The 17250-nt window shown below is 73.9% G+C and carries 16 protein-coding genes and 5 pseudogenes; 11 read left to right on the top strand and 10 right to left on the bottom strand.

The window, feature by feature from the left end:
* Positions 1 to 14 precede the first annotated feature (14 nt).
* The 8 genes and pseudogenes from WKH84_RS01695 to WKH84_RS01660 form a co-directional block, all read left to right on the top strand.
* A pseudogene (locus WKH84_RS01695) lies at positions 15 to 2644 on the top strand (DEAD/DEAH box helicase); the annotation flags it as partial.
* Between the two features lie 4 nt (positions 2645 to 2648).
* Entirely contained in the window at positions 2649 to 2969 is a 321-nt protein-coding gene (locus WKH84_RS01690) for a hypothetical protein (RefSeq protein WP_341856737.1), read from the top strand.
* A gap of 803 nt (positions 2970 to 3772) precedes the next feature.
* Positions 3773 to 4141 (top strand): hypothetical protein, encoded by a 369-nt coding sequence (locus WKH84_RS01685; protein ID WP_341855417.1) that lies wholly within the window; start codon positions 3773 to 3775, stop codon positions 4139 to 4141.
* Complete coding sequence (locus tag WKH84_RS01680) at positions 4111 to 4242, top strand: hypothetical protein (RefSeq protein WP_341857062.1); 132 nt, start codon at positions 4111 to 4113, stop codon at positions 4240 to 4242. The genes WKH84_RS01685 and WKH84_RS01680 overlap by 31 nt, the downstream gene beginning before the upstream one ends.
* On the top strand, positions 4191 to 5471 hold the full coding sequence (lnt, locus tag WKH84_RS01675) for an apolipoprotein N-acyltransferase (protein ID WP_341856736.1): 1281 nt from the start codon (positions 4191 to 4193) through the stop codon (positions 5469 to 5471). The genes WKH84_RS01680 and lnt overlap by 52 nt, the downstream gene beginning before the upstream one ends.
* A pseudogene (locus tag WKH84_RS01670) lies at positions 5468 to 6226 on the top strand (polyprenol monophosphomannose synthase). The gene lnt and the pseudogene WKH84_RS01670 overlap by 4 nt, the downstream one beginning before the upstream one ends.
* A gap of 34 nt (positions 6227 to 6260) precedes the next feature.
* On the top strand, positions 6261 to 6743 hold the full coding sequence (locus tag WKH84_RS01665) for a hypothetical protein (protein ID WP_341855416.1): 483 nt from the start codon (positions 6261 to 6263) through the stop codon (positions 6741 to 6743).
* Complete coding sequence (locus tag WKH84_RS01660; RefSeq protein WP_341855415.1) at positions 6713 to 6865, top strand: hypothetical protein; 153 nt, start codon at positions 6713 to 6715, stop codon at positions 6863 to 6865. The genes WKH84_RS01665 and WKH84_RS01660 overlap by 31 nt, the downstream gene beginning before the upstream one ends.
* Before the next feature lie 84 nt (positions 6866 to 6949).
* On the opposite strand, the pseudogene WKH84_RS01655 reads toward WKH84_RS01660, so the two are convergent.
* From WKH84_RS01655 to WKH84_RS01625, 7 genes and pseudogenes are all read right to left on the bottom strand, one after another.
* Positions 6950 to 7301: pseudogene (locus WKH84_RS01655) on the bottom strand (RNA polymerase-binding protein RbpA).
* Between the two features lie 142 nt (positions 7302 to 7443).
* Positions 7444 to 7782, bottom strand: coding sequence for a glycerophosphodiester phosphodiesterase family protein (locus tag WKH84_RS01650; RefSeq protein WP_341855414.1), 339 nt, complete (start codon positions 7780 to 7782; stop codon positions 7444 to 7446).
* A complete protein-coding gene (locus tag WKH84_RS01645) occupies positions 7718 to 8839 on the bottom strand; it encodes an SURF1 family cytochrome oxidase biogenesis protein (RefSeq protein WP_341855413.1) in 1122 nt (373 codons plus the stop codon). The genes WKH84_RS01650 and WKH84_RS01645 overlap by 65 nt, the downstream gene beginning before the upstream one ends.
* A complete protein-coding gene (locus WKH84_RS01640) occupies positions 8839 to 9210 on the bottom strand; it encodes an SURF1 family cytochrome oxidase biogenesis protein (RefSeq protein ID WP_341855412.1) in 372 nt (123 codons plus the stop codon). Before WKH84_RS01640 ends, WKH84_RS01645 begins: the two co-directional genes overlap by 1 nt.
* On the bottom strand, positions 9207 to 9398 hold the full coding sequence (locus WKH84_RS01635; RefSeq protein ID WP_341855411.1) for a hypothetical protein: 192 nt from the start codon (positions 9396 to 9398) through the stop codon (positions 9207 to 9209). The genes WKH84_RS01640 and WKH84_RS01635 overlap by 4 nt, the downstream gene beginning before the upstream one ends.
* Entirely contained in the window at positions 9395 to 9736 is a 342-nt protein-coding gene (locus WKH84_RS01630; RefSeq protein WP_341855410.1) for a hypothetical protein, read from the bottom strand. The genes WKH84_RS01635 and WKH84_RS01630 overlap by 4 nt, the downstream gene beginning before the upstream one ends.
* On the bottom strand, positions 9733 to 10860 hold the full coding sequence (locus WKH84_RS01625) for a hypothetical protein (protein WP_341855409.1): 1128 nt from the start codon (positions 10858 to 10860) through the stop codon (positions 9733 to 9735). The genes WKH84_RS01630 and WKH84_RS01625 overlap by 4 nt, the downstream gene beginning before the upstream one ends.
* A 938-nt stretch (positions 10861 to 11798) precedes the next feature.
* Between WKH84_RS01625 and WKH84_RS01620 the strand changes: the two genes are divergently transcribed.
* Positions 11799 to 12542 carry a beta-ketoacyl-ACP reductase gene (locus WKH84_RS01620; protein ID WP_341856735.1) on the top strand — a complete coding sequence of 248 codons (744 nt, stop codon included), beginning with the start codon at positions 11799 to 11801 and terminating at the stop codon, positions 12540 to 12542.
* 85 nt (positions 12543 to 12627) lie between these two features.
* Positions 12628 to 13146, top strand: coding sequence for a histidine phosphatase family protein (locus tag WKH84_RS01615; RefSeq protein ID WP_341855408.1), 519 nt, complete (start codon positions 12628 to 12630; stop codon positions 13144 to 13146).
* Positions 13147 to 13179: 33 nt separating this feature from the next.
* Here the strand turns inward: WKH84_RS01615 and serB are convergent, their stop codons facing one another.
* Positions 13180 to 13836, bottom strand: a complete 657-nt coding sequence (gene serB / locus WKH84_RS01610) for a phosphoserine phosphatase SerB (RefSeq protein ID WP_341855407.1) — start codon at positions 13834 to 13836, stop codon at positions 13180 to 13182.
* A gap of 20 nt (positions 13837 to 13856) precedes the next feature.
* Positions 13857 to 15096, bottom strand: a pseudogene (gene glgC / locus WKH84_RS01605) (glucose-1-phosphate adenylyltransferase).
* Positions 15097 to 15222: 126 nt separating this feature from the next.
* Between glgC and glgA the strand changes: the two are divergent.
* Positions 15223 to 16415, top strand: a pseudogene (gene glgA, locus WKH84_RS01600) (glycogen synthase).
* 55 nt (positions 16416 to 16470) lie between these two features.
* Here glgA and WKH84_RS01595 read toward each other — a convergent pair.
* Entirely contained in the window at positions 16471 to 17199 is a 729-nt protein-coding gene (locus WKH84_RS01595; RefSeq protein ID WP_341855406.1) for a hypothetical protein, read from the bottom strand.
* Positions 17200 to 17250: the final 51 nt, after the last annotated feature.

The following is a 17250-nucleotide window of genomic DNA, read 5'->3' as shown; positions in this document are numbered from 1 at the left end:
CGACGGGGAGCGCAGTGACCTCGCCCGCAGAGCGCTACGCGGCCTGGGCCGAGGAGAAGCGGCGGGAGAACTCCGAGCTCACCGCCTTCACCGCCCGCTACGACTTCGCGCTGGACGACTTCCAGCTCGCCGGCGGCCGCGCCCTCGAGGACGGCCGCTCCGTGCTGGTGGCCGCCCCGACCGGCGCCGGCAAGACCGTCGTCGGCGAGTTCGCGGTGCATCTCGCGCTCGCACAGGGCCGGAAGGTCTTCTACACCGCGCCGATCAAGGCGCTGTCCAACCAGAAGTTCGGCGAGCTGGTGGACTGGCTGGGCGCGGAGCGCGTCGGCCTGCTGACGGGCGACACCTCGATCCGCCCCACCGCCGAGGTGGTCGTGATGACCACCGAGGTCTTTGCGCAACATGCTGTACGCGGACTCCGACCTGCTGGACGGGCTGGGCTTCGTGGTGATGGACGAGGTGCACTACCTCGCCGATCGCCTGCGCGGGCCCGTGTGGGAAGAAGTCATCATCCACCTGGACCGCTCCGTCCAGCTGGTCGCCCTCTCGGCGACGGTCTCGAACGCCGAGGAGTTCGGGGCCTGGCTCCAGGAGGTGCGGGGCGAGACCTCGATCATCGTCTCCGAGACGCGGCCGGTGCCGCTGTGGCGACGTGATCGTCGGCGAGGAGCCGCTGGACCTCTTCGTCGACGCCGACGGGGAGGCCGTCGTCTCCCACGGCCCCGGTGCCCGCAGCGATCGTCAGGTCAACCCCGAGATCGAGCGGATCACCTCCTTCTCCCTGCCGGTGGACGAGCGCAGCGGGGGACAGCGCGGCCGCGGCTATCGCGGCCGGAAGGGCAACCGCGGCCGCCACCGCCCCCGCGGCGCCGGACGCCACGGCTCGCCGCGAGGCGAGCGGGGCGGGGACCGGCGCGGCGAGCACGAGGGCCCGCGGCACCACGGTCCGGGCTCGGGACGTGACGACTCGCGGCACGAGGGCGGTCGGCACGGCGGCTCTCGCGGCGGGGCCGGTGGCCGTCCGATGCGCCGCCCCGAGGTGGTCGAGGTGCTCGATGATGCCGCGCTGCTGCCCGCGATCATGTTCATCTTCTCCCGCGCCGGCTGCGAGGGCGCCGTCCAGCAGTGCGCCCGGGCTCGCCTGCGCCTGACCGACGACCACGAGCGCGGCGAGATCCGCGCCGTCCTCGACGAGCGCCTGGCCGAGATCGGCGTCGAGGACGAAGAGGTGCTGGGCCTGCACGCCTTCCGCCGCGCCGTCCTGGACGGCTACGCCGCCCACCACGCCGGGATCTTGCCGCTGCTGAAGACCGTCGTCGAGGAGCTCTTCGCCCGCGGGTCGCTCAAGGTCGTCTTCGCCACCGAGACCCTCGCCCTCGGCATCAACATGCCGGCCCGCTCCGTCGTGCTCGAGAAGCTCGTGAAGTTCAACGGCGTCGAGCACGCCGACCTCACACCGGGGGAGTACACCCAGCTCACCGGTCGTGCGGGACGGCGCGGCATCGACACCGAGGGACATGCCGTGATCGTCGGCGGGCCGCGCTTCGACGCCGCGGCCGCCGCCTCCCTCGCCTCGCGCCGCACCTACCCGCTGCGCTCCGCCTTCCGCCCCACCCCGAACATGGCGGTGAACCTGCTGGACCGCTTCGACCTCTCCCGCGCCCGCGAGACCCTCGAGACCAGCTTCGCCCAGTTCCAGGCGGACCGCTCCGTGGTGGGCCTCGCCCGGCGCGCCCGCGAGCTCGAGGACACCGTCGAGGACTACCGCGCGGCGGTCACCTGCGAGCGCGGCGACCTGCTCGAGTACGCCGGGATCCAGGAGGCGATCAGCGCGCGGGAGAAGGAGCTCTCCCAGGCCCGGGCCGCCGCGGACCGCGACCGCACCCGCGGCGTCCTCGGCGACCTGCGCCGCGGCGAGATCATCGCACTGCCCGGCGGGAAGCGCCGCGGCTACGCCGTCGTGCTCGACGTGGACCGCGACGTCCTCGGCGGCCCCCAGGTGGACCTGCTGGACACCGAGGGACGCCGCCGCGACCTCCGCCCCGGGGACGTGCCCTCCCCGCCCGCGGTCATCGACACCCTGCGCCTGCCGCGCCCGGAGGCGCTCGGCGGCGGCAAGGTGCGCAAGGACACCGCCTCCTCGCTCCGGCGGCGCCTGGCGGGCCAGGACGACGACGCCCGCCGCGAGGTGCGCCGGCGTGCCGGACGCACCCCCTCCACCGCGGCCCAGGATCCCCGCCTGCAGGAGCCGCGCACGCGCCTGGCCGAGCACCCCTGCGCCGCCTGCCCCGACCTCGAGTCGCACCTGCGCTGGGTGGGCCGGTGGCGGAAGTCCCGCGGAGAGCTCGAGGGCGTCCAGCGCCGCATCAGCGGACGCACCAGCTCGCTGGCCCGCCGCTTCGACCGCCTCACCGACCTGCTGCTCGAGCTCGGCTATCTCGAGCGCTCGGGCGAGGACGGGGAGGAGCTCGTGCCCACGACGAGCGGGATGCGGCCGCGACGCCTGTTCAGCGACCGGGACCTGCTGATCGCCGAATGCCTCGAGCACGGCGCCTGGGACGGTCTGGACGCGCCGGGGCTCGCCGCCGTGGTCTCCGCCGCCGTCCACGAGACCCGCCGTGACGACCGTGCGCCGGAGCTGATCCCCGATCCCGCCGTCGGCGCGGCGCTCGAGGCCTCGAGCGAAGATCGCCGCCGAGCCGCAGTCCGCCGAGGCGCGGCACGGCATCGACCCCACCCTCCCGCCGGATCCCGCGATCGCGGCGATCGTGCACCGCTGGGCGCGCGGCGCGCACCTGGCCGCCGCGCTCGAGGGCAACGACCTCCCGCCGGGCGACTTCGTGCGCCACTGCCGCCAGGTGATCGACCTGCTCGACCAGCTCACCGCCGACGAGCGCCTGGGCAGGACCGCGCGCGCCGCGATCGACGGCGTGCGCCGCGGCCTGGTCGCCCAGGAGATAGGCCGATGAGCGTTCTCCCAGGAGGAGCGGGGAGGATGGGACGTGTGAGTGCCCAGAACCAGCCTGCACGGCCCCCCTCGCAGCCCACGGCGCCCGTCCTCTACACCGGCATCGTCCTGTACAGCGCGGACGACCCGGAGGCCTCCGCGATGCTGGTGGCCGACGGGCTGATCGCCTGGACCGGCCCCGAGGACAGCGCCCTCGTGCTCCACCCGGAGGCCGAGCGCGTGGACGCCACCGGTCGCCTGGTCACCCCCGGCTTCGTCGACGCCGCCGCGACCACGGACGGCACCGACCCCGACCCGGCCGGCGACGCCGCCGCGGCCGCGCACGGGATCGTCCTGCGCCTGCCCGGGCCGACGGGGACCCGCGAGGGCGTGCAGGTCATCGCCCCCGTCACCGAGGATGCCGCCTTCCTCGACCTCGTCAGCGACGGCACCCCGCTCGCCTTCGGCTCCGCGGGCCGGGACGAGGCCGCCGACCCGTGGACCTGGGTCCGCGCCGCCGCCCGCACCGCCCCCGCCGCGCGGCGCCTCAGCGACCGCGCCGCCTTCCTCGCCGCGAGCCGCGGCGGCCAGCGGGTCGCCGGCAGGCGCCATCCCGGCACGCCGCACCGGGTCGCCGGCCACGTTCGTCCTGTGGGAGCCCTGGGACCTCACCGTCCGCTCCCTCGCCGAGCGGGTCGACACCTGGTCCACCGACCCCCGCTCCCGCACCCCCTGCTCGCCCGACCTGGACCAGGGCGACCCGCGCGCCCTGCGCACCGTCGTTGACGGCCGCGTCGTCCACGACGAGCTCGGCGGGGACGCCGAGTGAGCACCGCCGCACGGACCGCCGCCTCGCGCGCGCGCCCGCGAGGCCGCCGTCCGCGCGAGGAGTACGAGGCGACCCCCTGGGCGGTCGCGATCGGCTCCGGGCTCCTCGGCGGGATCTGCGCGCTCCTCGCCTTCCCGCCCTACGACCTGTGGATCTTGCTCCCGGTGGGGATCGCGCCGCTGTGCGGCGGGTCGCTGGTGCGCTCGGCCTGGCTCGCCGGCCTCGTCTCCCTGCTGTGGGGGCTCGCCTTCTTCATCCCGCTGACCGAATGGGCCAGCACCTATGCCGGCGGCGCCCCTGGCTGGCGCTGGGCGTCTTCGAGGCGCTGTACATCGTGCTGTTCGGCCTCGCCGCCCGTGCGGTGATGGTGCGCCGCGGCCTCTGCGTCTCCTCCGCGCTGGTGGTCTCCGCGCTCTGGGTGGGCGTCGAGACGCCGCGCGGGGCGCCGCTCCGTGGGGCGGGCTGACCTGGGGCGCGAGCGGCTTCGCGCTGTCCGACTCGCCACTGGTGCATCTCGCGCCGTGGATCGGGATGGCCGGGCTCGCCCTCGTGGTCGCCCTGCTGGCCCAGCCGCTGCTGCTCGGCGCTCTCGCCCTCCTGGGGCGCCGCCACCGCGGGCTGACCGGCTTCTCCGGCGTGTGGCCCTTCGCGATCGCCGTCGCCGCCGTGCTCGCCACCGTCGTCGTGCCCCATCCCCTCAACCGCGCCCCGGCGGATCGGCCCTCCATGACGGTCGCCGCCGTGCAGGGCTCGATGGGGGAGATCGACCCCGGCGACTACACCATGCCGGACGACGTCTTCGACAACCACCTCACCGCCTCCCGCACCGCGGTCGACCAGGCCACTGCCGACGGCACCGACCTCGACCTGGTCGTCTGGCCCGAGGACTCCACCGGCTACGACCCGCGCGAGGACCCCTATCTCTCCTCCCTGCTGACCTCCCTTGCCCGGGACGCGGACGCCCCCGTCCTGGTCGGCACACAGGTGCCCGTGGGGGAGTCGGAGCGGCTGAACCAGTCCGTGCTGATCACCCCGGAGGGCGAGACCCCCTACGCCTACTCCAAGCGCCACCCCGTCCCCTTCGGCGAGTACATCCCGATGCGCGACGTGTTCAGCCGGCTCACCGACAAGGTCGACCTCGTCTCCCGGGACATGATCGCCGGCGAGGAGATCGGCACCATGGACCTCGCCGAGCTCGGCCAGGGCGAGGGCACCGCCGGGCCGCTGATCTGCTTCGAGATCGCCTACGAGGGCCTCGTGCAGGACGTGGTCGACGACGGCGCCGAGGTGATCGTCGTGCAGTCGAACAATGCGCTGTTCGGCGACTCGGACGAGGCGATCCAGCGACTCGCGCAGGCCCGGGTGATGGCGGTGCTCTCCGGGCGCGACTGTCGTGCACGTCTCGACCGTCGGCCATTCCGCGATCTACAGCCCCGAGGGTCGCCAGATCGATTTCGTGGACCACTGGGAGCAGGGCACGATGGTCGCCGACGTGCCGCCGCGCACCGGGACCACCCCGGCTGTGGCGGCCGGGCCGTGGATCGCGATCGGGATCTCCGCCCTCGGCGTCGCCGGGTCGCTCGTGGCGCTGACCCCCGGTCGTCGCGCCCTGGCCCGGCCTGCGGCCCGTCGCTGATCCTCCGGGCCTCCCCGCCGTCCCGCCCGCGCCGTCCGATCCTCCGAGGAGACCGATGACCCGCCCGTCCACCGCCCCGCTGCCGCCGACCCTCGTGGTGATCCCCACCTATGACGAGCGGGAGGCGCCGCCCGGCACCCTCGAGCGGCCGCGCCGCGCGGTGCCGGAGGCGCACGTGCTCGTGGTGGACGACTCCTCCCCGGACGGCACGGGGGAGTGGGCCGAGGAGGTCTCCCGACGCGATGCGGCCGTGCACGTGCGCACCGGGCGGGGAAGCAGGGCCTCGGCCCGGCGTATCTCGCGGGCTTCGCCTGGGGTCTCGAGCACGGCTACGAGCGGCTCGTGGAGATGGACGCCGACGCCTCGCACCGGCCCGAGCAGGTCGCCGGGCCTGCTGGAGGCCGTGCGGCGCGGCGCCGACCTCGCGATCGGGTCCCGCTGGGTGCCCGGCGGCGCCGTCCACGACTGGCCCGCCCGTCGGCGGCTCCTCTCCCGCGGCGCGAACGTGTACGTGACGGTGCTGATGGGTCTGGGGGTCGCCGACGCCACCGCGGGGTTCCGCGTCTTCCGCGCCGGGTCGCTCTCTCGCCTGATGGTGAAGGACATCGCCTCCCAGGGCTACTGCTTCCAGGTCGACATGACCCGCCGTGCACGGGACCTCGGCGCTGTGATCGCCGAGGTGCCGATCGACTTCGACGAGCGCACCGAGGGGGCCAGCAAGATGTCCTCCGACATCGTGCGCGAGGCGCTCGTGAAGGTGACCCTCTGGGGACTCGCACGTCGCGCCCAGGGCCTTCGCAAGGCCCTGCGCTAACCTGGCCGTCTCCTCGCACAGGAAGGGAACCGCCGTGACGAGCTCGCCCCACAGCACCCCGGGGGCCTCCGGGCGCCCGACCGACCCCGCCGACCGCCGCCGCTCGCGCCGCGCGAGCGCGATCCCGCTCGCGATCGTCGTCGTGGGCCTCCTCGAGCTCGCGATCCTGGTGCTGATCGGCGTGAACACGAGCCTGTGGTGGTCCGTGCTGATCGTCGTGGTGGGCTGGCTCGTCGGCGTGGCGCCGCTGGTCGCCGCCGGACAGCAGTCCTTCGTGCGCGTGCGCTCCCTGTTCCGTGCAGTGCGCGGCGCGGCGACGTGCAGGACCACCTCTCGCGTCCCGCCTTCACGATGCTCTCGGCGCCGCTGTTCTTCTTCCCCGGACTGCTCACCGACCTCGCCGCGCTCGTGCTGCTGCTCACCCCGGTGCAGAAGCGCGCCGTCTCCGCGATGGGGCTGGGCAGCGGTTCGGAGCAGGCTCGTACCGTGCTCTACCGCCGCTCCGGCGGCGGCGTGATCGACGGCGAGATCATCGTCGAGAACCGTCGCACCGGCGGTGCCTCCGGCGGGGCCGATGGACGGCGGGGGGATGGCGCCGTCCCGCCGATGATCGTGCAGGACCCGCCCTCCCCGGAGTGACCCGAGCTGCGAGACCGCCCACGGGAAGAGCCCCCGCCCCGCCGTGATCGGCGGGGCGGGGGCTCTTCCCGTGGGCTGGGGGGCTCAGAGGTTGCGGCGCTGGTGGAGCTTGCCGGCGCGCAGCGGCTCGAGGCGCTGGTCGAGCAGGACCTGGAGGTCCTCCTCGCTGCGGCGCTCGAGCAAAGATGTCCCAGTGGGTGCGCACGGGCTTGCCCGGCTTCTCCTCGGGCTTCTCGTGGTCGCGCGGCACCGCGGTCTGGCCGCGCCGGCACTCCCACACGGCCGGGACGTCGGCCTCGACCGAGAAGGGGAGGACGATGTGGTGGCCGTTGGGGCAGTCGTAGATTGCCTCCTGGCGCGGTGCGGCGAGGACGCCCTCGTCGGTCTCCATGGAGAGGGAGCCCAGTCGGGTGCCTCGCAGGTCGCGGCTGTTCATGCGGTTCTCGCTTCCTGCCGGGGTACGGGGCCGGACGGTGTGCCGTCCGGGAGGTCTGTGGGGTGTCGTGCGCGGCGACACCCGCAGGTGTCAACGCCTGCGGGGCCGGATCTCTTCCCGGGAGCCGCACGGCCCTCGCGGGTCAGGCGTCGTCGAGGAGCTCGGAGAGCAGGTCGACGCGATTGCTGATGATACCATCCACGCCCTTGACCAGCAGATCCTGCATGGTCACAGGATCGTCCACGGTCCAGACGTGCACCTCGCGGCCGGCATGGTGCGCGGCGGCGACGGTGTCCCGGGTCACCACCGGGATCCCCTTGAACGTCTCCGGCACCTGCGCGTACCGTAGGGGGCGAGCGACCGGTCGGTGACGGCGAGCGGGGCCTCGAGCGCACGGGCGGCGAGGAAGCGGCCGATCACGCCCCGGGAGGCGCGCGCACGGCCGTGACCCCGGTCGCGGCGCGGAGCGTGGCGACCGCACGGCGCACCACGGCGCCGTCGAAGCCCGCCAGGCACACCCGGTCGGCGCTGCGGGTCCGGGCGATCGCGGCGACGGCGGGACCGATCGCGGAGGGGCTCTTCACGTCGATGTTCAGCGGCACGTCCGGGAAGGCGTCCAGCACGTCCTCGAGCATCGCGAGCGGCCGGTCGCCGGGCGACCGCACGGCGCCGGCGTCCGACGCCGAGAGCTCGTCGATGCGGCGGGGGTCGCCGGCGATGCGGGCGAGGTCCTCGTCGTGCACGGCGAGGGCCAGTCCGTCCCGGGTCGCGCGGGTGTCGGTCTCGAGCATGTCCGCGCCGGCGTCGAGGGCGGCGCGGAACGCCTCGAGGGTGTTCTCCGGCGCCTCGAGCGCGAGCCCCCGGTGGGCGATGCGGCGCGGCCGCGGGCCGGGCAGGAAGCGCGAGGCGGGCGCTCCGGGCCGCTCAGGGCGCTGCTGGTCGATGAGGGCATCCTCTTCCTCCTCGTCCTGGCCCCGTCGACGCGCGCGGACGGCGCGTCGGGGGCGATGGTCTGCGGTGTCCCGTGCGCCGGTCCGCGTGGCGGTCCGGGGCGACGGGGCGGCGTGCGGGTCCGCCGGGGCGATGGCGACCGCAGCGTCGTCGTCGCCCTTGCCCGGCGATGCCCCCGCGGTGGCCTCGGCCTCCTCCGCAGCGATGTCCTGGAACTGGCGGCGCAGGCGGAAGATCAGGGCGCCGGGGAAGAACAGCGCGAAGATCCACCACTGGAAGGCGTAGGACAGATGCGGTCCGAGGCCCGTCTCAGGTGCCGGGAGCGGTCGCGGCCGGTCCGCGGCCGGCTCCTCCTGCGCGAGCTCGCCGAAGGCGCCGATCACCACGGCCTCCGTGTCCAGGCCGAGCTGGGAGGCGATCTGGGTGGGGTTGACGGAGTGGGCCTGGCCCTCCGGCGGGACCCGGTCCAGCACCGGCTCCGCCGTCCGCAGACGGGCGGTCACCGTGAGGGTGCCCTCCGGGACGGGCGCCGGATCGGCGGGGGAGCTGGCGTCGGCGTCCTCGGGCACCCAGCCGCGCACGATCATCAGCGTGGTGCCGTCCTCGCCGCGGAAGGGGACCAGGCCGCCAGAAGCCGACCTCGCCGCCGAGCTGGCGGTTGCGGACGTAGAGCACGCGGCCGGGATCGGTGCAGTAGCTGCCCTGCATCTCGACCGGCGTCCACACCTGCGCGTCCGGGAGCGGAGCGAGCAGGATCGGGCATCGCCTCGGCGAGGGGAACGGCAGAGGCGTCGTAGTTCTCCTCGATGACCGCGGCGCGGTCGCGCTTGTCCTCGAAGCGGCCGTACTGCCACAGCCCGAGGGACACGCAGACGGCGGCGAGCAGCAGCACTACCACGAGGCCGAGGAGGGTGTCGCGGGAGAGCAGGATGCGGCGACGGGCGGAGCGGTCGGTCATCCGCGATCAGGTGCCACGGCGCCCGTCCCGTGATCACCGGGCATCGCGTGCCCGGCCCCGTGCAGATGGCTCGCCTGCTCGCCGAGCACGCCGGTGAGGTCCTCGATCCCGAACTGCACCAGCCGCACGAAGAGGATCACCGTCGCGGCGGTGAGCGAGAGGCCGAGGGCTGTGACCGTGATGGTCATCCCCAGGCGCGCCGCGGCCGGTCCCTGCGGGGCTGTGCCGGCGGGAAGCCGTAGTCCTCGTCCTGGAGGTGGTTCTCGGTCCACATCCCGGGGTTGAGGACGGAGACCGGGTACTGCTCGACCCGCGCCCGGGGGCGGGCGCCGCTGGCGGGGACATCCTCGGAGTCCTGCGGCGGCGCCCCGGCCTGCGGGGCGGATCGGTCGTCCGTCCAGAGCCTCCACCCGGCCGGCACCGGCCCCCAGGAGGGGCCGGGCCGGAAGTCCGCCGGCGGGACCCACTCGTCATGCGGGGGTTCGGGCCAGTTCGGCGGCGGGTTGAAGCGCTGTGCGGAGGTCACGCAGGGACGTCCCAGGAGTAGTTGTCCGAGTAGCTGTCGAAGTCCAGCTTGTTGCCGCCGGCGCGCTTGACGTCGAACAGAATCGTCATCGTGTATTCGTCACCGGCCTTGAAGCCCTCCTCCGGCGTCCAGCTCGCCCCGGAGCCCTTGAGCCCGAAGGTCGGGGTCGCCGGCGAGACGCCGCCGCCGTAGGGGGTCATCACGGTGAACTGGTGGGGGTTCAGCCCGTCGAACGTGCCCTCGGTGACGGTGAGCTTCGCGGTGACCACGAGGTAGTCGCCCTGCTCGCCGGGCTCGACGGTGCCGCCGTACTCGCTCTCGAGCTGATCGGCAGGCTTGTACTCCATGTGCACGGCCATGGTCCCGGTGCCGTCGGTGCCCACGATCTGGACCGGCTTCGCGGAGGGGTCGATGGTGGCGAGGTCGGTCGGGGTCGGCTCGGGCTCCTCCGCCTCGTCGTCGGTGGTCTCCTCGGGCGTCGTCTCCTCGCCGCCGTCGGTGGTCTCCTCCTGGGAGGTGGTGGGGTCTCCGCCCCCGGTCGGCTCGTCGCCCCCGCGGTTCAGCAGGAACACTCCGCCGATGATCGCGAGGGCCAGCGCGATGACGATCAGGAGGATGCGACCGATCCACCAGAAGCGCCGGAGGAAGCCCTTCTTCGGCGGCTCGGCGCCGGTCGAGGCGGTCCACGCGGCCCCGGAGTCGGTCGAGGGCGAGCCCTGTTCGTAGCCCTGGGCGGGGGAGCCGGGGCCGTAGCCCTGGGCAGGCGAGCCCTGCCCGTAGCCCTGGGCGCCGTACTCGGCGGGCGAGGCCTGGCCATAGCCCTGGTCGGCCGAGGCCTGGCCGTAGCCCTGGGCAGGGGAGGCCTGGCCGTAGCCGGCCTGCGCCTGCCCGTAGCCCTGGTCTGCAGAGGCCTGGCCGTAGCCCTGTCCCTGGCCGAAGCCGGACGCGACATCGCCCTGGCCGTGGGTCTGGCCGTAGTCGGGCGCGGAGGGCGCCCCGCCGTCGGCGGAGCCCTGGGAGGCGTCGGAGGAACCCTGGGCGGCGTACGCGCCGCCGGCCGCCGCACCGCCGACGGCGGCACCGCCTGCGGCACCGCCTGCGGCGCGCCGCACCCCAGCCCGCACCGCTGTGGTCCGTGCCCTGGGCGGAGGCGTCCTGGCCCGTGCCCGGTGCCGGCTCCGCGGTCTCGTACGGGGCCTGCTGGGCGAGGCCCGCCTCGAGATCGGGACCCGCGTATTCGGCGGTCTCCGAGGCTCCGGAAGTCCCGGAGGCGACGCCGCCGGCCTCGGAGTCGGTCCCGGCGGTGCGGGGGTCGGCGCCCGCGACGTGCGTCGCGTCCACGCCGTCGGAGGAAGCGGACTGCTGCGGTGCATCGGCCCCAGCAGGCGCCGGTGCGGGCACCCCCTGGTCGACGGGCTCGGCCGCATGCCGCCCGCGGGTGTCGTCGGCGTGCTCGCCGGACGGCGTGCCCTGCGCGGCGTCGGCACCGCTGGGAGCGGCGCCGTAGGGGTTGATCGCGCCGTACTGGCCGGGGGAGCCCTGCGCGGCAGGGGCATCCTGGCCTGCGGGAACATCCCGACCAGCGGAGGGATCCTGGACGTCCGCCGCGGGCTCGGACGCGGTGGTCACGGGTCGCTCCGGTCGCTGTGCCACGTGCGTCCGCGCATCATCGCCCGCGCTCAGCCGCGTCGCGTCGTCCTCGACCGGCGCGGGCTCCTGCGCAGGAACGGGCCGCTCGGCCGAAGCCTGCTCCGGCGCGGCCGGCGGGGCCGCCGGGGCGTCCTCGGCGCTGACCCAGAAGTTCCAGCCCTCGGGCGCGGGGCCCCACGACGGATCCGGCCGCCAGCCGGGAGGCGGGCTCCACTGCGGATCGTCGATCGGCCAGTTCGGCGGAGGATTGAAGCGATAGGCCATCGTGGGGCACCTTCCGGAGCTGTGGGCGGGGCCGGGTCCCCCCTCGGGTCCCGACGCTCTCTCGCCCCGTATCGTAGAGCACACACCCCTACCGGGCGGCGTCCCCGCCGCGTGCCGACACACCGGTTCCACGCCGCTCCCGCCGCCCCTGACACGAAGGAGTCCGCATGACCGACAGCACCCCCGAACCCCGCGCGTCCTGGTCACGGGAGGCAACCGGGGCATCGGCCGGTCGATCGCGCAGGAGTTCCTCCGCCGCGGCGACAAGGTCGCGGTCACCAGCCGCTCCGGCACCGGCGGCCCCGAGGGCGCACTCACCGTCGCCGCCGACGTCACCGACGGCGACAGCCTCACCGCCGCGATCAAGGCCGTCGAGGCCGAGAACGGACCGATCGAGGTGCTGGTCGCGAACGCCGGCATCACCGACGACCAGCTCCTGCTGCGGATGAGCGACGAGTCCTTCGAGACGGTGCTCGACACCAACCTCACCGGCGCCTTCCGCACGGTGCGCCGCGTGATCAAGTCGATGGTGCGCAAGAAGAAGGGCCGCATCGTGCTGATCAGCTCCGTGGTGGGCCTGTACGGCTCGCCCGGGCAGGTCAACTACGCGACCTCGAAGTCCGGTCTCGTCGGCATCGCCCGCGCGCTCACCCGCGAGCTCGGCTCCCGCGGCATCACCGCGAACGTGGTCGCGCCCGGCTACATCGACACCGAGATGACCCAGCGACTCTCCGAGGATCTCCAGGACAGCTACCGCAAGGCGATCCCCACCGGGCGCTTCGCGGACCCGGAGGAGGTGGCCCGCGTCGTGGCGTTCGTCGCGAGCGACGATGCGGCGTACATCTCCGGCGCCGTCATCCCCGTCGACGGCGGCCTGGGCATGGGACACTGATCCCCGTCCCGAACCGACCGACCCTGAAGGTGTGAATCCACCCCGATGTCCTCCTCCGACCCCGCCAGTCGTCTGCTCGCTCCTGATGCGCCACGGCAAGGCGGAGAACAGCTCCGGCCAGCCCGACCACGAGCGTGCGCTGGCCGAGCGCGGACAGTCCCAGGCCCGACTGGTGGGGGAGTACCTCGCCGCGCAGAACGTGCAGGTCTCCCGGGTGCTCGTCTCGGACTCGACCCGCACCGCGCAGACCTGGGAGGGCGTCCGCTCGCAGATGCCGGACTTCGACGGCGAGGTCACCTCGCACGAGGAGATCTACTCCGGCGGCCCCTCGGAGCCGCTCTCGCTGGTCCGGGGCGTCGCCCCGGAGCACGCGGTGGTGCTGGTGATCGGGCACGAGCCGACCATCTCCTCGCTCAGCGCGCGCTGGCGGACGAGGACTCCGACGCCGGGGCGACCGCGCAGGCCCGCATCGGCATGCCGACCGGTTCCATGTCGGTGCTCTCCGGCTCCCTGGAGAACTGGGAGGCCCTCGGCGAGGACGCGCTCACCCTGCACACCATCGTCCGCCCCTGAGGCCGACGCGACAGCGCCCGCCCCACCGTGACGGTGGGGCGGGCGCTGTGCTGTGCGGAGCCGCTCAGCGGGAGGCCGCGGCCTCCAGGTGCGGCCAGGCGTCCAGCAGCGATGCCCCGTCCAGCACCACGTCGGCGACCTCCCGCGGCGCGGGCTTCGCCCGGAAGGCGATGCCGGTGCCGGCGGCGGCGAGCATCTCGCGGTCGTTCGCCCCGTCGCCCATCGCCACGATCCGCGCGACCGGCACGCCGTGCCGCTCGGCAAGCTCCTCGAGGGTCGCGCGCTTCGCGGCGCCGTCGATGATCGGGCCGGAGACCTTCCCGGTGAGGCGGCCCTCCGCGATCTCGAAGCGGTTCGCCCGCACGTGGTCGATGCCCGCCTCGGCGGCGAGGGAATCGATCACCTCGTGGAACCCGCCGGAGACCAGCGCGGTCGCCCAGCCGGCCGCCTTCGCGCGGCGCACCAGATCGAGCGCGCCGGGCGTCGGCACCAGCGAGGAGCGCACTTGGGCGAGAACCGCTTCGTCGAGCCCCTCCAGCGGCGCCACCCGCGCCCGCAGCGACGCGGCGAAGTCGAGCTCGCCGCGCATCGCCGCGGTGGTGATCTCCTCGACCTCGGCCCGCACGCCGGCGTGATCGGCGACGAGCTCGATCACCTCCTGCGTGAGGAAGGTCGAGTCGACGTCGGAGACGAGCGACCCCGTCGCGAGGGAGGTCGTCATGGTCCCGGGAACTGCGGCGCTCACGGCTCGATGACCGTGCCCTTGCCGATCACGGTGATGCCGGACTCGGTGACGACCCAGCCGCGGGCCCGGTCCTTCTCGGCGTCCAGGCCGATCTGGGTGCGCGGGGGGACGATCACGTCCTTGTCGATGATCGCGCGGTGGATCTGGCAGTGCCGCCCCACCGTGACGCCATCCATCAGCACGGAGTCCGAGACCGTCGACCAGGAGTTCACGCGCACCCCGGGGAGAGCACGGAGCTGGAGACCGAGGCGCCGGAGACGACCACACCGGGCGAGATGACGGAGTCCACTGCGGAGCCGACGCGGCCGGGGCCGGCGTGGACGAACTTCGCCGGCGGCGCGTTGCGGTGCCCGGTGAAGGTGGGCCACTCGTCGTTGTAGAGGTTGAACACGGGGTGGATCGAGATCAGATCCATGTGCGCGTCGTAGAAGGCGTCCAGGGTGCCGACGTCGCGCCAGTAGTCGCGGTCGCGATCGGTGGAGCCCGGCACGTCGTTGTGGATGAAGTCGTAGACCGTCGCGTCGCCGTTCTCCACGAACGAGGGGACGATGTCGCCGCCCATGTCGTGCTTGGAGGAGTCGTCCTCGGCGTCGCGGGTGACGGCCTCGACCAGCGCGTCGGCGGTGAAGATGTAGTTGCCCATCGAGGCGAGGACCGAGGAGGGGTCGTCGGCCAGGCCCTCGGTCTCCTTCGGCTTCTCGACGAAGGCCGTGATGGCGGTGGGGTCCGACGGATCGGTCTCGATGACGCCGAACTGGTCCGACAGCTCGATCGGCTGGCGGATCGCGGCGACCGTGCAGGAGCGGCCGGACTCGATGTGCGCATCCAGCATCTGCGAGAAGTCCATGCGGTAGATGTTGTCGGCGCCGACGACGACCACGTACTCCGGCTTCTCGTCGTGGATCAGGTTCAGCGACTGGGCGATCGCGTCGGCGCGCCGCGGAACCAGTGCTTGCCCGTCCGCTGCTGCGCGGGGACCGGCGCGACGTAGTTGCCCAGCAACGAGCTCATCCGCCACGTCTGGGCGACGTGCTTGTCCAGCGAGTGCGACTTGTACTGGGTGAGCACGACGATCTTGAGATAGCCGGAGTTGACGATGTTCGACAGGGCGAAGTCGATGAGGCGGTAGATGCCGCCGAACGGCACCGCGGGCTTTGCCCGATCGAGGGTCAGCGGCATCAGCCGCTTCCCCTCGCCGCCGGCGAGGACGATGGCGAGGACCTTCTGGGACGACATGGTGCGAGGATAGTCCAATCGTGGCACTCGTCACGCACATCCCCGAGAGCGTGGACGCACCGGACGGATCGGGCAAACCGGTCCGCGCCGTGCGCCCCCCGCCGAGGCACGAAGGAGAAGGAGCCCATGCGCGTCGACCTGCTCACCAAGGAGTACCCCCGGAGGTCTACGGCGGCGCCGGGGTGCACGTCGCCGAGCTCACCAAGGTCGCGCGCCCGCACATCGACGTGCGGGTGCGGGCCTTCGGCGCCGAGCGCGAGGAGGAGGGCACCAGCTCCTACAGCACCCCCGGGGAGCTCGAGGGGGCCAACGCCGCCCTGTCCACCCTCGGCACCGACCTGTTGATCGCCGCGGACTGCGGCGGCGCGGACCTGGTCCATTCCCACACCTGGTACGCGAACTTCGCCGGGCACGTCGCCTCGCTGCTGCACGGGATCCCGCACGTGCTCTCGGCCCACTCCCTCGAGCCGCTGCGCCCGTGGAAGGCCGAGCGGCTCGGCGGCGGCTACCGCGTCTCCTCCTTCGCCGAGCGCACCGCCTACGAGGGCGCCGCCGGGGTCATCGCGGTCTCCGCCGGGATGCGGGAGGACATCCTGCGCGCCTACCCCTCGGTCGACCCGGCCAAGGTGCACGTGGTCCACAACGGCATCGACATCGACTCCTGGGCCCCGAACCAGGACACCTCGGCGCTGACCACCCGCGGCATCGACCCCGAGGCGCCGACGATCGTGTTCGTCGGCCGGATCACCCGCCAGAAGGGCCTGCCCTACTTCCTGCGGGCGGTGCGCGAGCGCCCGAGGACTACCAGGTGGTGCTGTGCGCCGGCGCCCCGGACACCCCGGAGATCGCCCAGGAGGTCGACTCGCTGGTCAAGGAGCTGTCCACGACGCGCACGGGCGTGCACCTGATCACCGAGATCTTTGCCCCGCCACGAGCTCACCCAGATCCTGACGCACGCCACCACCTTCGTGTGCCCGAGCATCTACGAACCGCTCGGGATCGTGAACCTCGAGGCGATGGCGTGCGGGATCCCCGTGGTCGCCTCCGCGACCGGCGGCATCCCCGAGGTCGTGGACGACGGGGAGACGGGCTATCTCGTCCCGATCGAGCAGGTCACCGATGGCACCGGCACCCCGGTGGACCCGGACCGCTTCATCGGCGACCTCCGCGACGCGCTGGTGCGGATGGTCTCGGACCCGGCCCGGGCGAAGCAGATGGGGGAGGCCTCGCGCCGACGAGCCGCCGAGCACTTCTCCTGGACCTCGATCGCGGAGCGCACCCTGGAGGTCTACCGCACGGTCATCGAGCAGTCACGCTGACCGACTGACCGTCGGCCGTCCCGGCACGCGCCGGGACGGGACGGGACGGGCGAGCTCAGCCCAGCTCGTCCAGCACGATCCGCTCGATCGCCTCGACCAGCGCCGCGCGCGCCGCCTCGTGCGGCTCGTCGAGCAGGCCCCGCCGTGCGAGCGCCTCCGAGAGGTCGATCGTGTGGCCGTGCCCCTCCTCGATCTCGGAGCGGGTCAGCGACAGGGTGCGGGAGGCCAGGACCAGCAGGTGCGCGGCCGCCCCGTCGACGTGGCGCGGCAGGGCGGTGGAGATCCAGGTGGCCGGGATGCGGGCGGCCTCGACCGGCTCCTCGGGCACCAGGTCCAGGTCGACGCTCCCCTCGGCCGTGCGGCGCGGCGCGCGCAGCGACTCCTCGCGGGCGGCGCCCGAGGTCGCCGCGGGCGGCACCTGCGCGCCGAGCGGCGCCTCGACCTTCACCCAGGTCACCGCCGTGACCTCGCGTCCCTCGACCTCGACCGGGGTCAGCACCGGGACGAGGGTGTGATCGGCGATCCCGGCGCCGGTGACGATGATCGCCTGCTCCGCCTCGAGGGCGAGCGGCACCACCGGAGGCGGGCCGACGAGTCCCGCGAGCCGGCCGGGGGCGGGCGAAGACCAGACGCGCTGGGCGAGCGGCAGGCGGCGCGGCGCCGTCATCCACTCGAACAGGTCCGTGCCCTCGCCGGAGGGTCCGGAGCGGCCCACGCCGTGGGTCATCCGGGCGGCGTCGTCGGGGCCGAGGTCGCCGCGCAAGTAGGCGGCGGTCCACAGCATCAGCACCGCCGCCCGGGGAGGGCGACGAGATCACGCCCGGCGACCGCCTCG

The organism is Brachybacterium sp. GPGPB12, from assembly GCF_038396325.1.
GTDB lineage: Bacteria > Actinomycetota > Actinomycetes > Actinomycetales > Dermabacteraceae > Brachybacterium > Brachybacterium conglomeratum.
The sequence above is the reverse complement of the archived record's forward strand: the minus strand, read 5'-3'. Positions and strand labels throughout refer to the sequence as shown.